The sequence below is a fragment of the Microbacterium sp. MYb45 genome, from assembly GCF_002979655.1.
GTDB lineage: Bacteria > Actinomycetota > Actinomycetes > Actinomycetales > Microbacteriaceae > Microbacterium.
Window position 1 is genome coordinate 41,767 of sequence record NZ_PCPG01000015.1, and the last position, 15,922, is coordinate 57,688.

The 15,922-nt window shown below is 68.8% G+C and carries 17 protein-coding genes and 1 pseudogene; 8 read left to right on the forward strand and 10 right to left on the reverse strand.

Annotated features, from left to right (window positions below):
• Positions 1-35 precede the first annotated feature (35 nt).
• Complete coding sequence (locus CQ034_RS16995) at positions 36-1,061, reverse strand: Lrp/AsnC family transcriptional regulator (protein WP_105711988.1); 1,026 nt, start codon at positions 1,059-1,061, stop codon at positions 36-38.
• A 121-nt stretch (positions 1,062-1,182) separates the two neighbouring features.
• Here CQ034_RS16995 and CQ034_RS17000 point away from each other — a divergent pair, with 121 nt between their 5' ends.
• On the forward strand, positions 1,183-1,512 hold the full coding sequence (locus tag CQ034_RS17000; protein WP_105711989.1) for a DHCW motif cupin fold protein: 330 nt from the start codon (positions 1,183-1,185) through the stop codon (positions 1,510-1,512).
• A gap of 87 nt (positions 1,513-1,599) precedes the next feature.
• On the opposite strand, the gene CQ034_RS17005 is transcribed toward CQ034_RS17000, so the two are convergent.
• Positions 1,600-4,158: a metallophosphoesterase family protein gene (locus tag CQ034_RS17005; RefSeq protein WP_105711990.1), complete on the reverse strand. Its 2,559-nt coding sequence runs from the start codon at positions 4,156-4,158 to the stop codon at positions 1,600-1,602.
• A 162-nt stretch (positions 4,159-4,320) separates the two neighbouring features.
• Between CQ034_RS17005 and CQ034_RS17010 the strand changes: the two genes are divergently transcribed.
• The gene (locus tag CQ034_RS17010; protein ID WP_105711991.1) at positions 4,321-5,748 is read left to right on the forward strand and encodes a CCA tRNA nucleotidyltransferase; all 1,428 of its coding nucleotides are present in this window, start codon (positions 4,321-4,323) and stop codon (positions 5,746-5,748) included.
• 9 nt (positions 5,749-5,757) lie between these two features.
• Here the strand turns inward: CQ034_RS17010 and CQ034_RS17015 are convergent, their stop codons facing one another.
• Genes CQ034_RS17015 through CQ034_RS17025 form a run of 3 tightly spaced genes read right to left on the reverse strand, consistent with a single transcriptional unit; the run spans position 5,758 to position 7,100 of the window.
• A complete protein-coding gene (locus tag CQ034_RS17015; protein ID WP_105711992.1) occupies positions 5,758-6,150 on the reverse strand; it encodes a PIN domain-containing protein in 393 nt (130 codons plus the stop codon).
• Entirely contained in the window at positions 6,137-6,484 is a 348-nt protein-coding gene (locus CQ034_RS17020; RefSeq protein WP_105711993.1) for a hypothetical protein, read from the reverse strand. The genes CQ034_RS17015 and CQ034_RS17020 overlap by 14 nt, the downstream gene beginning before the upstream one ends.
• A 46-nt stretch (positions 6,485-6,530) precedes the next feature.
• Positions 6,531-7,100 carry a dihydrofolate reductase family protein gene (locus CQ034_RS17025; RefSeq protein ID WP_105711994.1) on the reverse strand — a complete coding sequence of 190 codons (570 nt, stop codon included), beginning with the start codon at positions 7,098-7,100 and terminating at the stop codon, positions 6,531-6,533.
• Between the two features lie 69 nt (positions 7,101-7,169).
• Here CQ034_RS17025 and CQ034_RS17030 point away from each other — a divergent pair, with 69 nt between their 5' ends.
• From CQ034_RS17030 to CQ034_RS17045, 4 genes are all read left to right on the forward strand, one after another.
• On the forward strand, positions 7,170-7,736 hold the full coding sequence (locus tag CQ034_RS17030; protein WP_105711995.1) for a TetR/AcrR family transcriptional regulator: 567 nt from the start codon (positions 7,170-7,172) through the stop codon (positions 7,734-7,736).
• 75 nt (positions 7,737-7,811) lie between these two features.
• On the forward strand, positions 7,812-9,143 hold the full coding sequence (locus tag CQ034_RS17035; protein WP_105711996.1) for a GAF domain-containing protein: 1,332 nt from the start codon (positions 7,812-7,814) through the stop codon (positions 9,141-9,143).
• Positions 9,144-9,249: 106 nt separating this feature from the next.
• On the forward strand, positions 9,250-10,800 hold the full coding sequence (locus CQ034_RS17040; protein WP_105711997.1) for an aldehyde dehydrogenase family protein: 1,551 nt from the start codon (positions 9,250-9,252) through the stop codon (positions 10,798-10,800).
• Between the two features lie 59 nt (positions 10,801-10,859).
• The gene (locus CQ034_RS17045) at positions 10,860-11,261 is read left to right on the forward strand and encodes a DUF779 domain-containing protein (protein WP_105711998.1); all 402 of its coding nucleotides are present in this window, start codon (positions 10,860-10,862) and stop codon (positions 11,259-11,261) included.
• 11 nt (positions 11,262-11,272) lie between these two features.
• Here the strand turns inward: CQ034_RS17045 and CQ034_RS17050 are convergent.
• Positions 11,273-11,970: pseudogene (locus tag CQ034_RS17050) on the reverse strand (tryptophan--tRNA ligase); the annotation flags it as partial.
• Between the two features lie 85 nt (positions 11,971-12,055).
• Between CQ034_RS17050 and CQ034_RS19845 the strand changes: the two are divergent.
• Complete coding sequence (locus CQ034_RS19845; protein ID WP_181156361.1) at positions 12,056-12,202, forward strand: DUF2599 domain-containing protein; 147 nt, start codon at positions 12,056-12,058, stop codon at positions 12,200-12,202.
• Between the two features lie 8 nt (positions 12,203-12,210).
• Positions 12,211-12,420, forward strand: coding sequence for a hypothetical protein (locus tag CQ034_RS17060; protein ID WP_146114868.1), 210 nt, complete (start codon positions 12,211-12,213; stop codon positions 12,418-12,420).
• Between the two features lie 113 nt (positions 12,421-12,533).
• Here CQ034_RS17060 and CQ034_RS17065 read toward each other — a convergent pair whose 3' ends face one another.
• The 4 genes from CQ034_RS17065 to CQ034_RS17080 are packed head-to-tail and all read right to left on the reverse strand — an operon-like array spanning position 12,534 to position 15,899.
• Positions 12,534-13,289, reverse strand: a complete 756-nt coding sequence (locus CQ034_RS17065; protein WP_105712001.1) for an ABC transporter ATP-binding protein — start codon at positions 13,287-13,289, stop codon at positions 12,534-12,536.
• Entirely contained in the window at positions 13,286-14,083 is a 798-nt protein-coding gene (locus CQ034_RS17070; RefSeq protein ID WP_105712002.1) for an ABC transporter ATP-binding protein, read from the reverse strand. Before CQ034_RS17070 ends, CQ034_RS17065 begins: the two co-directional genes overlap by 4 nt.
• Positions 14,080-14,940 carry an ABC transporter permease gene (locus CQ034_RS17075; protein WP_181156362.1) on the reverse strand — a complete coding sequence of 287 codons (861 nt, stop codon included), beginning with the start codon at positions 14,938-14,940 and terminating at the stop codon, positions 14,080-14,082. The genes CQ034_RS17070 and CQ034_RS17075 overlap by 4 nt, the downstream gene beginning before the upstream one ends.
• A complete protein-coding gene (locus tag CQ034_RS17080) occupies positions 14,937-15,899 on the reverse strand; it encodes an ABC transporter permease (protein WP_105712003.1) in 963 nt (320 codons plus the stop codon). Before CQ034_RS17080 ends, CQ034_RS17075 begins: the two co-directional genes overlap by 4 nt.
• Positions 15,900-15,922 lie beyond the last annotated feature (23 nt).

The following is a 15,922-nucleotide window of genomic DNA, read 5'->3' on the forward strand; positions in this document are numbered from 1 at the left end:
TCGCCATTTCGTTACATGCCAGTAACAGAATCGGCCTACAGGCGGATGGCGCCGGTCGGCATGTCATTGGCCAGCGCTTCGGGGGCCTCATCGACGATCAGCGATCCGCGCAGCACCGGTGTGATCACCACCAGCGACTCCACGACCTCGAGTCCGTCGTGCCCCGCCACCGCCGGGCCCGTGAGGAAGCGGTAGAACTCGTCGGCATCCTTCACGAGCACATTGGCGAGCAGCTGCGAGGTTCCCGTCGTGGCCGCGATGAACTTCACCTCGGGAGCGGCGGCGAGGGCCGCGCCCACCTTCTCGAGCCGAGCCATCGGCACGCGAAGCCATACGAGCGCCTCGAGTCCCAGACCGAACAGGCTCGGCACGACCTCGGTGCGCGGATGCATCAGTCCGCGGCGGCTCAGCGACTCCATGCGTCGCCGGGTCGTCGTGACGTTGAGGCCCAGGGCGCGGGAGAGTTGGGCCACCGGCATCCGTCCGTCCTTCAGGAGGAGTCGGATCAGAGCCTCTTCGTCGTCGCTCAGGGAGTCGGCGGGGTCGACCTCCGAGCCGGACGACTCGTCGAGCATGCGGGCCTGTTCGTCGGTCAGTACGCCCGCACGCCAGTCGTGCCCCGAGCGGAAGAACTTCAGGACAGTGGTGACGTTGATCGAGTCGATGCCCTCGAGCTCGGGGAAGTCGGTGAACAGCAGCTCGCGGATGGAGGCGTCGTCGTGGGGGAGCAGCATGCCGGCGATGTCGCTGCTGCCCTCGAGCACCGAGACCGACGAGGCGTCGGCGCGGCGGGCGAGGGTGCGCGCCACATGCCATAGCGCGTGCGGCTCAGTCGTGATGCGGAACAGCACCGCGCGGGCGTGCAGCACGCGGGCGGGGTCGACGTAGGTGGAGACGCGGACCAGTCCGCGATCGAGCAGCCGCTGTCCCCGACGGGCGACGGTGCGCTCGGGCAGGTCGACCACGCGGGCGATCTCTCCCCACGACGCACGGCCGTTCACCTGCAGGGCCGCGGCGACGATCCGATCGGTCTCGTCGGCCATCACATCGTTCGCGGGCACGGGCTCTCCTTCAGCGGGACGGACTCGGTGGAAGGTTATCCCAGTCCGGGCACGCGCTGAGGCGTCGGTGGTCTCCTCGGCGCGGCAGAGTGGAGCGTCGCCGATGACCCATACTGAACCGATGAACCTTCCCGGACACGCTTTCAGCACCACCACCTGGGCAGAGATCGAACGCACCTTCCACCCGGGAATCACGGGGCAGGCGGTGTGGCGATCACAGCAGATCGGAGACACCCGCATCCGCATGGTCGAATACTCGCCGGGCTACGTCGCCGACCACTGGTGCTCGCGCGGCCACGTGCTGTTCGTCGTCGAGGGCACCCTCGAGACGGAGCTCGAAGACGGTCGGACCTTCACTCTGCACGCCGGGCAGAGCTATCAGGTCGGCACGGACATGGAAGCCCATCGCTCGAGCACCGAGACCGGCGCGCGTCTGTTCGTCGTCGACTGACGTCCGGCGTCCTCGCCATCCCGACCATGTGGGAACGGCGGGCGCCGCCGAGGTCGAAACCCCGACGGCGCCCGTGGATGCTGCGGACTACTCGGCCTCGGTCACCTCGACTGTGGCGTGCTGCCGACGGCGGCGCATCGCGAACAGGCCGAGGCCCGCCGCGAGGAGCACGACCGCTGCGACGATGTACGGGACGCTGTCGGCACCCGTGGTGGCGAGGTCGCCGTCCGCGCCACTCGAACCGCCCGAGCCGTCACCTGGCGTGACCGCTCCGCCGCCGGACACCGCGGTGACGGTGACCGAGGCCGTGACCTCGGTGCCGTCGGGCAGGATCGCGGCGAGCGTGTGCGCCCCGGCCGGGGTGTTGGCCGGGATCGTCACCGTGCGCTGGAACGAGCCGTCCGCACCGGCGGTCACCGTGCCCAGCTGCACCGGGTCGGAGCGCAGCTCGAGTCGCAGCCCGGCTCCTTCCGCGAAGCCGCTGCCCGAGACCGCGAGAGTGCTGCCGGCCGTGACCGATGCCGCGCCCAGCTCGATCTCGGCGGGAACCTCGGGCTCCGGCGTGACCGGAGGAGTGACGCCCTTCTCGGTGACCCACTTCTCGCCCGCATCCGACTTCGTCACCGTGAACGTGTCGTAGACGGCGCCGACGGGAAGGTCGGTGGTGGCATCCGGCTGCTTCTCCGCCAGGTACGAGCGGTAGACGAGCTGATTCTTCGAGACGTCGATCACCTGGTAGGTGGTGACGCCCTGGCCGCGCAGCACCTGGGTGGCGCCGTTGTTGGTCCAGACGTTCTTCTCCGGCGTCTCGAGCTCGTAGTGCTTCGCGCCGGAGTTCGACACCACGTAGACCGGGCCGGTGGTGATGCCGGGCGTCTCGGTCGCGTCGGTGTTCACGTAGCCGCGGGCGTAGGTGTGGTCGTGGCCCATGAGCACCAGGTCGATGTCGTTGCGCTGGAACACGGGGACCCAGTCGGCGCGGAGCTTCGGCTCGTCGCGACTCTCGGATGCCGAGAAGACCGGCTGGTGGAAGGTGACGACGTTCCACTTCGACGGGCTGTTCTGCAGCAGCAGGTCGAGCCAGGCGCCCTGGAAGCGGATCCACAGCTCCTCGCCCTGGGCGATCGGGCAGTCGGCACCCGTGCACGACGGCAGCGCCGGCGGGGTGAGGAAGGTCGCGTCGCGCGTCGCGTTGAGCGTGATGAAGCGCACGTCCTGGTAGTCGGTGTAGTACGCGGTCTCGGCGGCGAAGGCGCTCCAGTGCTCGAAGAGAGCGCGGTACTGGGCCGCGACCTCGGTGTCACCCTTGGCGAGATCGGCCAGTTCGCCGATGGAGCTCATCGACGGGTTGTTGTGCGGGTACTCGAAAGCGGCCTTCCACGCGGTGAGCAGCTTGTCGCCCGAGTACTCGTGGTTGCCGGGGGCGGCCATCACGTTGGTGCGCACGGCCGAGTCCTTCATGCCCTTGAACCAGTTGACCCATTCGTCCTCGTTGCTGGACTTGTTGATCAGGTCGCCCGCGTGCACGGAGCCGATCGAGCGCGGAGCGTTGGCCTCCGCCTGCTTCACGACGCTCGGCCACGTGGTGTCGAGTCCGATCTGCGCGTCGCCGTAGTAGATGAACTGGAAGTCGGTCGCCTTCGGGTCGGCCGTGCGGAACTCGTACCAGTCGCTCCAGCTGCCGGGCAGGCCGACGCGGTAGCGGTATTCGGTCGCCGCGGTGAGACCGGTGACGGTCGCCGAGAAGTGCTTGTTCGGGTTGCCGTTCACGACACCGGCGTCGTACGCGTCGACGGTGCGGACGTCGCCACCCGCGGTCGGCGCGATCTCGACCTGTCCGACCGTGTGCGACGCGTCGCCGGCGAGCCACGAGAACGCCTGCGAGATGGCGGGCTGCTCGGTGGGGCTCAGGATGACGCGGGTCGGCGGGGCGATCACGGGCGTACCGGGGTCGGATGCCTTCACCAGGGTCAGCGACGACATGTCGAAGTAGATGTCGGAGCTGGTCTCGCGGTCCTGGAACAGCGAGACGGCGATCGTGTTGGTGCCGTCATGCAGCAGGTCGCCCTCGGCGCTGAACGTGGTCGTCAGCGGGTCGCCGTTGGAGTCGCCGGCGTACTCGACGTTCTTCGTGTCGGTGATGCGGCCGTCGACATAGCGGGCGACCTCTTCGCCGTTGATCCACACGATCACGGCGTCGTCGTAGGTGATGGTGCTCTGCAGCGCCGCGACCTGCTCGGCGACTCCCGCCTCGAGCTCGAACGTCGTGCGGAAGAAGTACGTCGGCACGGTCGGCGCCTTCACGCCGTCGAGGTAGTGGTTCAGGAGCGTCTTCGGCGTCTGCGGGCCCACCGATCCGAGCTTGCCGTTCTTCGCGCCGAACGAGCCCGCGGCCGTCTTCCAGCTGCCGTCGTCGAACGCCGGGAGCGTCCAGTCACGGAGCGCGGCCGGTGCGGGCGACGGGTCGGATCCGTCGTCGAGGTAGTGCCAGGCGGTGTCGCCGGTGACCAGTGAGCCGGTCGGCACCTCGGGCTCGGGGGCGGCGAGGGCCGCGGGGGCGACGACAGCGCCGCCGAGCAGCGCGAGGAGCGCGACGGACGTCAGTCCGTGACGCCGCCAGCGCACCGCAGGGGTGGGGGAGGTCATGTCAGTCCTTCATGGGGGTGGGTTTCCGTGCTCAGCCGCACGGGGCTCCTCCACCCCATCGGTGTCGGGTGACGGGAGGCTGGCCCTCGGGCGACCGGGAGGTGAACGGTGTGGGCGGCACCTGCCGAAGCCCCACCGGCCCGCCCCGGTACGCTGGAACCCATGCTCAACATGGCTGACGGCCTCGCCCGTCTCGGTGCGCTCGCCGAGAACCCGGTCGTCCGCACCCTCGCGACGGCGTTCGCGGATGCCGGCTTCGATCTGGCCGTCGTGGGCGGACCGGTGCGCGATGCGCTGCTGGGTCGGGCGACGCACGACCTCGACTTCACGACGAACGCCGCGCCCGACGAGATCCTCGCCATCGTCACGCCGATATCGACCGCGCAGTGGGACATCGGGCGCGCGTTCGGCACGATCGGCGCGCGCGTGCAGGGCGAGCAGGTCGAGATCACGACCTATCGTGCCGACAGCTACGACGGCGTGACCCGCAAGCCCACGGTCGAGTTCGGCGACACGATCGACGGCGACCTCGTGCGCCGCGACTTCACCGTCAACTCCATGGCGCTCCAGGTGCCCGCCGTGAAGCTGGTCGATCCGACCGGCGGCGTGGAAGACCTCATCGCCGGCATCCTGCGTACACCGGCCGACCCGCGGATCTCGTTCGGCGACGACCCGCTGCGGATGCTGCGTGCGGCCCGCTTCAGCGCCCAGCTCGGATTCCGGGTCGAGGAGGCCACGGCTGAAGCGATCGCCGAACTGCGCGAGACCCTCAAGATCGTGAGCCCGGAGCGCATCCAGTCCGAACTCGTGCGCCTCATGCAGACCGACGATCCGGTGCGCGGCATCCGGGTGCTGGTCGACACCGGCCTGATCGACGAGTTCCTCCCCGAGGTCACCGAGCTGCGCCTCGAGGTCGACGAGCACCACCACCACAAAGACGTCTACGAGCACTCCCTCACCGTGCTCAGCCAGGCGATCGAGCTCGAGCACTCCCGGCATCCGGGCGCCGCCCCCGATGTGCCGCTGCGCCTCGCCGCGCTGCTGCACGACATCGGCAAGCCGCGCACGCGCAAGCTCGAGCCCGGCGGTGTGGTGACGTTCCACCACCACGACGTCGTCGGGTCGCGCATGGCTCGCAAGCGCCTGCAGTCCCTGCGGTTCGACACCGACACGACCGATGCCGTCTCCACGCTGATCGAACTGCACCTGCGCTTCTTCGGCTACGCCGAGGGCACCTGGACGGATGCCGCGGTGCGGCGTTACGTGCGCGACGCGGGTGACCTGCTGGAGCGCCTGCACATCCTCACCCGCGCCGATGTCACCACGCGCAACAAGCGCAAGGCCGGTCGCCTCGCCAGCGCGTACGACGACATCGAGTCGCGCATCGCAGCGCTGCGCGAGCAGGAGGAGCTCGACTCCATCCGTCCGGAGATCGACGGCAACCGCATCCAGCAGGTGCTCGGTATCGCTCCCGGCCGTGAGGTGGGCGAGGCGTACCGGTTCCTGCTCGATCTGCGGTTGGACGAGGGCGTGCTGGGTCCCGATGTCGTCGAGCAGCGGCTGCGCGAGTGGTGGGCCGCGCGGGGCTGATTTCTGGCGTCAGCGCAGTTCGGGGACGATGATCTCGACTTCGTCGGACACGAGCTCGAAGTCCTTCGGGTTGAACGTGAGGACAGCGGCGCCGAGCGCGTAGGCGTGACCGGCCAGCATGATGTCCTTACTTCGGGCGCGGGCGGGACGGTTCAGGATCACCCGTGACGCGAGGCGCGCGTAGCCATCGGCGGCGGCTTGATCGAACGGAAGCCAGTCGGCTTCGAGCAGTGCCGACAACCGCATCAGTTCGTTGCGTCGACGGCGACGGAGAGCCGGATCTGTCGCCCGCTCGACTCCGAGTTGCAGCTCGGAGTACGCGATTGCACTGAGCGCCACGTCAGCCGGCGGCAATCGGACGGCATCGAGCCGGATGAGGACGTTCGTGTCAAGAAGGATCACGGCTCTCCCACGGATCTCTGAAGGAGTCGAGGAAGAACGGGTTCTTGCGGTCGGCCTCCAGTTCGGCCAGCCATTCCTCCCGCATCTTGTCCTGTTCCGGAGTCGACGGGTTCGCATCGACCCTCGCCATCACCTCGCTCGAGGGGACCGAAAAGCGTCGTGGCCGAGGCGCCCGCTGCTGGAGTTGCGCCTCGAGCCCGCTCTCGTCGCCCTGCGCCAAGCGCGTCAGCACATCTCGCACCTCGGCCTCCATCGAGCGGGAGTTCCGCCGGGCACGTTCCTTGAGCGCGACGACGACGTCATCGCTGAGATTGCGGATGGTCACGGTTGCCATGTCTGCCTCCTGACAGCAGAATGCTAGCACCCGGCCCGCGGCAGCGTCACCCCTCGCGACGACGCTCCAGCTCGGTGAAGACGACGCCGCTTTCGTAGGCGACCGTCTCGACGATGTCGAAGCGTTCGGGGCGATACGGGCGCTCGCCGAACAGCGGGATGCCCGATCCGAAGAGCAGGGGTTGCCGCTTCAGCACGAGCCGGTCGATCTCGTCAGCGAGCGATGCGGCGAGAGCGCCGCCTCCGCAGAGCCAGATGTCGGCGCCGTCCTCCTGCTTCAGCCGCCGCACCACCTCGACCGGATCCTCGGCCGTGGCCTCCAGGTTCTCGGCCTCCGCGGTCTTCGTGCGGCTGAACACGATCTGGCGGAGGTGCGAGTACGGGCTGGGCAGGCCGCCCACCTGATAGGTGTTCCAGCCCATCAGTACCGTGTCGAAGACCTCGCGCGTCTGGGCGATGCCGAGGGCTTCGGCCGCGACGGTGGGGAGTGTGTCGGCGAAGCGGTCGTTGATCCCGTCCATGTGGTCTCCCTCGATGAGGAAGGCGTCGAATTCACCGTTCGGCCCGGCGATGTAGCCGTCGAGGGTGACGGCGGCGTAGTACACGAGTTCGCGCATGATGATCCAATCACTACAGATGTAGCAGTTACAGTACAACAGACGTAGTGATTGCGCTAGTCTCATGTCATGGCGAAGAACGACTCCCGGCGACGGACGATCGCGGATGCCGGACTCACGGTGCTCGCCCGAGAGGGCTCGCGCGGGCTCACGCACCGCGCGGTCGACGTCGTCGCCCAGGTCCCGACCGGCACGACCTCGAACTACTTCCGCAGCCGCGATGCCCTGATCGAGGGACTCGTCGAGCGGATCGGGGAGCGCCTCGCACCCACGCCCGAAGATCTGGAGCGACGCGCGACGGCCGAGCCCGGTCCCGCGCTGTTCGCCGACTACATCCGCGACATCGTGCGACGGCTGACCGAGGATCGGGACGTGACGCTCGCCCTGTTCGAGCTGAGGCTCGAGGGCGGGCGGCGGCCCGAGGTCGCCGCGGTCCTCGGCGCCTGGCAGCGGGCCGGCTTCGACGGCGACGTCGCGTTCAACGCCGCGGCCGGCCTCCCCGGCGGACGCCGCGAGATCGCCCTGTTCCACTACGCCATCGATGGGCTGCTGCTCGACAGGCTGACCACGCCGATCGATCCGGAGACGTCCACCGACGACGTGATCGACGACCTGGTCGCGGGGCTCATCCGCTGACACGGCGGGTGTTCCCTCGTGGGCGTGCTGCTCATACACTGAGTCAACGCACATCTTCGACGATCGGAGACCGCTGTGTCTGCGCCGTGGCAGGTATCCCGCGAGTCGCTTCCGGCGACATCGCGACTGATCGTCGAGCGTGCGCACGAGGAACTGCTGGCCGGCAACCTCGAAGACCGAAGGCTGCAGGCGGTGCGGCCCCTCGTGCGCGAGTCGTGGGAGCGGTCGTGGCGGCGAAGGGTCGGGCCCGAGGCCGCTCCGCCGCTCGAACTCGTCAGCGATGAGCTCGACGAGTACCGTCTCGCGCATCCGCTGGCGTCGGCCATGGACATGATCCGCGCATTGCTTCTGCCCGGCGAGACCGAGGACACCGGCGTGATCATCGCGGTGGGCGATCAGGCCGGGCGCCTGCTGTGGATCGAGGGCGACGACCAGCTGCGTACACTCACCGACGACATGGGTTTCGTCGCCGGCGCGAACTGGTCGGAGGATGCCGTCGGCACGAGCGCGCCCGGCACCGCCCTCGCTCTCGGCCAGTCCGTGCAGATCCGCGGCGCCGAGCACTACAACCGACTCGTGCATCCGTGGTCGTGCACGGCTGCACCGGTGCGCGACCCGGAGACGAAGCGGGTGCTGGGTGTGATCGACATCACCGGCGGTCCGGATGTCGTCTCGCCGCAGGCGCGGCTGCTGGTCGATGCGACCGCCCGTGCCGTGGAATCGGAGCTGATGGTCGCGCGGCTGCGGGAACGGAGCGAGGCCCCCCGGAACAGGCCGACGACCTCGAAGCCGCGCACCCCCGTGACCGCCCGGGCGACGCTGCATGTGCTCGGACGGGACCGCGCGCGGCTGGAGACGGAGTCGGCGCACGAGGAATCGATGATCGAGCTCAGCGCGCGGCACGCCGCCATCCTGCTGATGCTCGCCGTGCATCGTCAGGGGCTCTCCGCCGAGCGGCTGTGCGAACTCGTCTACGGCTCCGGCGTCTCGCCCGACACGCTGCGGCCCGAGATGGTGCGTCTGCGCAAGGTGCTCGAGCGCACGGCACCCGACCTGGTTCCGGAGTCGCGTCCGTACCGGCTGCCCGTCGCCCTCGACACGGATGCGCACGATGTGCTCTCCCTGCTCGACCGCGGCGCGCACCGCGTGGCGCTCACCGCCTATCGCGGACCCGTGCTGCCCGAGTCGACGTCTCCCGGGGTCGAGGACTTCCGCGAATCGGTGCGCGCGGCGCTGCACGAGGCGATGCTGTCGGAGGCGAGCCTCGACGTGCTGCTCGCCTACGCCGAGATCCCGGAGGGGCAGGGGGATGCCGAGGCGCTGCGCCTCGCCCTGGAGATGCTTCCGGCGCGATCGCCGAAGCGCGCGGGAGTGGTCGCACGCATCGAGCGCCTCGCCGCCGACTGAGGCCTCGCAATATATTGCAACGTTGCGCATCGGGGTGCAACCTTGCGCGCCCTACCGTCGGAGCACAGCCGCGAACCGAAGCGCGGCTCCGTCGAAGGAGACCCCCATGAGCATCGTCGAAGAAGACGTGTCCCTCGCCTACGCCGCTCCCGGGCAGCCGGGTGCCGTCGCGAACTACCGCCCGCAGTACGGCCACTACATCGGCGGCGAGTTCGTCGCCCCCGTGAAGGGCCAGTACTTCGAGAACATCAGCCCCGTCAACGGCAAGCCCTTCACCGAGGTCGGCCGGGGCACCGCAGAAGACATCGACCGGGCCGTCGACGTCGCCTGGAAGGCCTTCGCGAGCTGGGGCAAGACGAGTCCGGCCGAGCGATCGGTGATCCTCAACCGCATCGCCGATCGGATCGAGCAGCATCTCGAAGAGATCGCGGTCGCCGAGACCTGGGAGAACGGCAAGCCGGTTCGCGAGACCCTCGCCGCGGACATCCCGCTCGCCGTCGACCACTTCCGCTACTTCGCCGGGGTGCTCCGCGCGCAGGAGGGCGGCATCAGCCAGCTGGACGAGAACACCGTGGCGTACCACTTCCACGAGCCGCTCGGGGTGGTCGGTCAGATCATCCCGTGGAACTTCCCGATCCTGATGGCGGTGTGGAAGCTGGCTCCCGCGCTCGCCGCAGGCAACTGCGTCGTGATCAAGCCGGCCGAGCAGACTCCGGCATCCCTGCTCTTCCTGTTCGACATCATCGGCGACCTGCTGCCCGCCGGTGTCGTGAACATCGTCAACGGCTTCGGCATCGAGGCGGGCGCTCCGCTCGCGCAGCACAAGCGCATCCGCAAGGTCGCCTTCACGGGAGAGACCACGACCGGCCGTCTCATCATGCAGTACGCCTCGCAGAACCTGATCCCGGTGACGCTGGAGCTCGGGGGCAAGAGCCCGAACGTGTTCTTCGAGGATGTCGCCCGCTCGACCAGCGACCCGTTCTACGACAAGGCGCTCGAGGGCTTCACGATGTTCGCTCTGAACCAGGGCGAGGTCTGCACCTGCCCCTCGCGCGCACTGATCCAGCGGTCGATCTACGACGGCTTCCTCGCCGACGGGCTGGAGCGGGTCGGCAAGGTCGTGCAGGGAAACCCGCTCGACCCGGCGACCATGATCGGCGCGCAGGCGTCGAACGATCAGCTGGAGAAGATCCTCAGCTACATCGACATCGGCAAGCAGGGCGGAGCCAGGCTGCTCACGGGCGGCGAGCGGGTCGACCTCGGCGGCGATCTGAGTGAGGGCTTCTACGTCGCTCCGACCGTGTTCGAGGGCACGAACGACATGCGCATCTTCCAGGAGGAGATCTTCGGGCCCGTGCTGTCGGTCACCTCGTTCGACGGTTTCGACGACGCGATCTCGATCGCCAACGACACCCTCTACGGCCTCGGCGCGGGAGTGTGGAGCCGCAGCGGTGACACCGCCTACCGCGCAGGGCGAGCGATCGAGGCCGGACGCGTGTGGACCAACACGTATCACCAGTACCCCGCGCACGCCGCATTCGGCGGATACAAGCAGTCGGGCGTGGGTCGCGAGAACCACAAGATGATGCTCGACCACTACCAGCAGACGAAGAACCTCCTCGTCTCCTACGCGGAAGGGCCGATGGGCTTCTTCTGAGCTCGAATCCGGGCGGGCGCTCCGGCGTCCGCCCGGACCCATCCGTGAAGGGCGGAACCATGGTCAGCATCGGCACCTATCAGCGGGTCGACGTGACAGACGCCGCGGCATCCCTCGTCCGCGACCTGACCGCGCAGCACGGGCCGCTCATGTTCCATCAGTCCGGCGGATGCTGCGACGGGTCATCACCCATGTGTTATCCGGTCGGGATGTTCATCACGGGCCCGGGCGACGTGCTGCTGGGGTCTCTCGATGCCGGGCTCGAGGCGCCCGTCGAGATCTACATGTCGGAGTCGCAGTTCGAGTACTGGAAGTACACCCACCTGACCATCGACGTGGTACCCGGTCGCGGTGCCGGCTTCTCGGTCGAGGGCCCGACCGGGATGCGGTTCCTGATCCGCTCCCGGATGCTTAACGACGCGGAACTTGAGTACTTCGGGTTGGCGGCGTCGGGGACCTGAGCCATCCGCCCTCAGTAGACCATCCCCATCGCGACGCGCACCTCTTCGAGCGTCGCGTCTGCGATCCCCCTGGCGCGCTCGTTGCCTTCCCGGAGCACGCCGGCGGCATCCGCGACGGTGATCGAGGCCCGCTTCGCGCGGTGATCGGCCAGGAACTCGTTGACCGCCTCGGTGGTGAGGCGTTTGAGGGCGCCCGCACCGGCATCGCCGAGGTCATCCGCGATCTCCTGCGGGGTGCGACCGAGCACGACGGCCGCCGTCGCAAGGAGCCCTGCGACCCCTGGCCGGTTCGCGGGGTCGTAGGTGATGGCGCGTTCGGAGTCGGCGGGCGCACGCCGGATGGCGGCGGCGGTCTCGTCCGCCGTCATCCCCAGCGCGATCGCGTTGCCGTAGCTCTTCGACATCTTGCGGCCGTCGAGCCTGGCAGCTCCGGGGCATCCGTGACGAGAGCGGCAGGTTCGGCGAAGACCCGACCGTAGCGCTCGTTGAAGCGGCGAGCGATGGTGCGGGTGATCTCCACGTGGGGCAGGTTGTCCTTGCCGACGGGGACGAGATTGCCCTTGCAGAACAGGATGTCGGCCGCTTGGTGCACCGGATAGGTCAGCAGCAGACCGCTCAGCGTCCGGCCGGATGCCGCGAGCTCGCTCTTGACCGTCGGGTTGCGATGCAGCTCGGCCTCGGTGACCAGGCTCAGGAACGGGTGGAGCAGCTATGGAACCACGGTAAGTGTCACGCCGCGCTCTGGCTGGGCGATCACGCCGTTCTCCAATTGGTGGGCCGAGTACGAACTCTGGGTGAGTGGAATTTACGAGGGCCACAAGTTCTACAACCAGCTGCGTTGCCATGTCGATCTTGCACCGTTCAAGTCTCCGTGGAACCTCGACGCCTGGCGGCCCGACGTAAGCTACAGCAACGTCCTGGCGAGGTCATGCAACCCATAGGAGTGATCGTGAAGCAGAAGACCCGTCGGGTGATGGTCGGCATCGGCCTGCTCGGTGTCGCTGTCATCGTTCTCGCCATCGTCATGGCGGTGCTTGACGGTTACGTCTCAGACGCAACGCACGGGACCGGCAACCTCGCACCCGCCGCGCTCACGTTCCTTCTCGGCGCATGTCTCGCGCTCCTGGGATTCGGCAGCGTTCTCTTCCGTAGAGAGTGATCCGACTTCCCTGACGACGATGAATGCGGGAGTGGGTCAGACACGCTCCCGCATTCCTCATTCCTATCGGCTGACTGCGGGGACTTCTCTGTCTGACCTGACGCTGAACTGCGTCAGCGCGGCAGTCGCGGAACCGCGTCGACGAGCGCCCGCGTGTACGAATCCTGCGGGGCGTGCAGCACCGCCGCCGTCGGGCCCTGCTCGACGACACGGCCGTTCTGCAGCACGACCGTGCGGTCGCAGGCCGCAGCGATCGCGGTGAGGTCGTGCGACACCATCACGAGAGAGAGGCCGTTCTCGCGGCGCAGCCGGTCGAGCAGTTCGAGCACCTGCACCCGGGTCGTGACGTCGAGCGCACTCACCGGCTCGTCGGCCAGCAGCACCCTCGGGCGCGACACCACGGCCCGCGCGATCGCGATGCGCTGACGCTGACCGCCGGAGAACTCATGCGGGTACCGGCGCGCGGTGTCGGCGGGAAGCCCGACCGAATCGAGCGCCTCGGCGATGCGGCGCTGGGCGTCGGCACCGGACGCCAGGCCCAATGACCGGAGCGGCTCGCCGATGATCCGGTCGATGCGCTGGCGGGGGTCGAGCGACGAGTACGGATCCTGGAAGACGGGCTGCACACTCGCGCGGAACCGCCGCATCTGCGCGCGGTCACGCAGCGACAGGGGAGCGCCGTCGAACAGCACCTGGCCATCGCGCGGAGCGGCGAGGCCGAGCATCAGTCGCAGGATCGTGGACTTGCCCGCACCCGACTCGCCCACGAGACCGAGCGAGTCGCCGTCGGAGAGGCTCACCGAGATGTCGTCCAGCACCCGGCGGGAGCCGTACGCGAATCCGGCGCCTTGCAGTTCGAGGATCGTCATCGCGTGCCCTCCCCGGCGTCGAGGTACGCGTCGAGGGCGCGGGCGCTGTCGACCAGCATCCGCGTGTACGGCTCCGCCGGCTCCTGCAGCACCTGGGCCACCGGACCCGCCTCGACGACACTTCCGTCGCGCAGCACCACGATGCGATCGACCATGCGGGAGACCACGGCCAGGTCGTGGCTGATGAACAGCAGCGCCATGCCCCGCTCGGCGACCAGCCGCTCCAGCAGCGCGAGCACGCCGTCCTGCACCGTGACGTCGAGCGCTGTCGTCGGCTCGTCGGCGATGAGCAGTTGCGGTTTGGCGGCGAGAGCGATCGCTATCGCCACGCGCTGACGCTGACCACCCGACAGCTCGTGCGGGTAGGCGCGCGCGAACCGTGGTTCTGACAGGGCGACCTCCTCGAGCGCCGCCGCGACAGCCGCACGCAGCTCGGTTCCGCGAAGTCCGAGATGGCGGCGCAGCGGTTCGGCGACCTGCCGGCCCACCCGCATCAGAGGGTCGAGAGCGGTCAGCGGCTCCTGGAAAACGATCTGCGCCACCGGGCCGCGCAGCGGCTGGAGGTCGGCGTCCCGAGCGCCGACGACCTGATGCCCGTCGAGCAGCACGGAACCCGATGCGACGAGGGCATCCGGCAGCAGCCCGGTGACCGCCAGCGAGGTCAGCGACTTGCCGGAGCCAGACTCGCCGATCAGCCCCAGGCGCTCGCCGGCCCCGAGCGAGAACGACACGTCGCGCACGAGCACGCCGGACGAGGAGCGGACCGTGAGACCGGTGACATCGAGAAGGCTCATCGGCTCCTCCTGCGGGTCGGGTCGGCGAGGTCACGCAGACCGTCGGCGAGGAAGTTCACACCGAGCACGAGCGCGATGATCGCGACACCGGGAGCGATCGCACCGACCGGAGCCGTGAGCACGGTGCCCTGCGCCTCCTGCAGCATCCGCCCCCACGAGGCGTTGGGCGGCGGCGCGCCGAGGCCCAGATACGACAGGCTCGCCTCCGCGAGCACGGCAGCGCCGAACTGCAGCGCGAGGCTCACGGCGAGCGTCGGCGCGATGTTCGGCAGCACGTGCTGGAACACGATTCCGATCACGCTCGTGCCGCTCGTGCGGGCCGCCGTGACGAACTGCTCCTGCAGCACGCGACGCGCGAGGATGCGGGTGAGACGCGCGACCACCGCCGACATCGCGAGCCCGATCGCGAGCACCGCCGACCACAGGGACGCACCCTGGACGGCGACCACCAGCATCGCGAGCAGCAGCACGGGGAAGGCGATCACCACGTCGAGTCCGGCCGAGAGCGTGTCATCGACCCAGGGCCGGGCGAAGGCGGCGAGGAGGCCGATGATCGTGCCGAGGACAGCCGCGATCGCGACCGAGCAGGTTCCGACGATGAGGGCGATCCGCGCGCCCCACATCAGCTGCGAGAGCAGGTCGCGACCGAGTCGGTCGGTTCCGAGCAGGTGCAGCGTGCTCGGTCCTTCGAGACGGCCGCCGCTGGTGTCGGCGAGCGGGTAGGGAAGCCAGAACAGGGAGACCAGCGCCATCAGCACGATGAGGCCCGTGAGCACGATCCCGATGACGAGGGTCGCCTTCGGACGCCGGCGCACGGGAACGGATCCGGTGATCAACTGTTCGGCGACGCGGCTCATCGGTTCCCCGAGACGCTCGTGCGCAGGCGCGGGTCGATCAGGCGCTGCACGATGTCGGCGGCGAATCCGACGAGCAGAACGAAGAGGGTGCTGACGACGAGGACGCCCTGGATGACCTGGAAGTCGTGCTGCTCGATGGCCGACAGCAGCAGGCTGCCGAGACCGGGAAGGGTGAACACGCTCTCGACGACGACCGCGCCGAGCAGAGTCGTCGACAGCTCGATGCCGAGGATCGCGACGACCGGCACCGCGCCGTTGCGCACACCATGACGCAGCAGCGCCTCTCCCATGCCGGAGCCTCCGGCGCGAGCGGTGCGCAGGTAGTCGCTGCCCAATACGTCGAGAGTGGCTGAGCGCACATATCGGCTGAGGGAGGCGCTCATCACGATCACGATCGTGGTGATCGGCAGGGCGAGCGATCGCAGCGCATCGGCGGGGTCCTCCCAGTCGTCGCGGGGGAAGCCGCCGGAGGGCAGCGCGCCGAGTCCGAGCGCGAACACCCAGACGAGCACGACGCCGACCCAGAACACCGGGACGGCAACACCGAGCTGCGCGAACCCCGAGAGCACGATGCCGTACCAGCGGTCGGACTTCACGGCCGCGGTGATGCCGATCACGAGGGAGACCAGCAGGGCGATCGTGAAGGCGATGAGCGTGAGCGGAATGGTCACGGCGAGGCGGTCGGCGATGTCGGGTCCGACGGGACGCGAGCTCAGGAACGATTCACCGAGGTCGAAGCGGAGCAGCTGCCCCGCCCACGTCGTGAACTGCTGCAGCAGGGGCTGGTCGGAGCCGACCTGCTCGCGGGCCGCGGCGATCTGCTCGGGGGTCGCGTTCACCGAGAGCAGCGCGTTGGCCGGGTCGCCGGGAAGCAGGCGCAGCAGCACGAAGATCGCGACCATCGCGACGACGAGCGACACCACGAGGAACGCGAGGCGGCGCAGCAGGTAGGCGAGCATGTGTTCTCAGGATGACGAGGGGA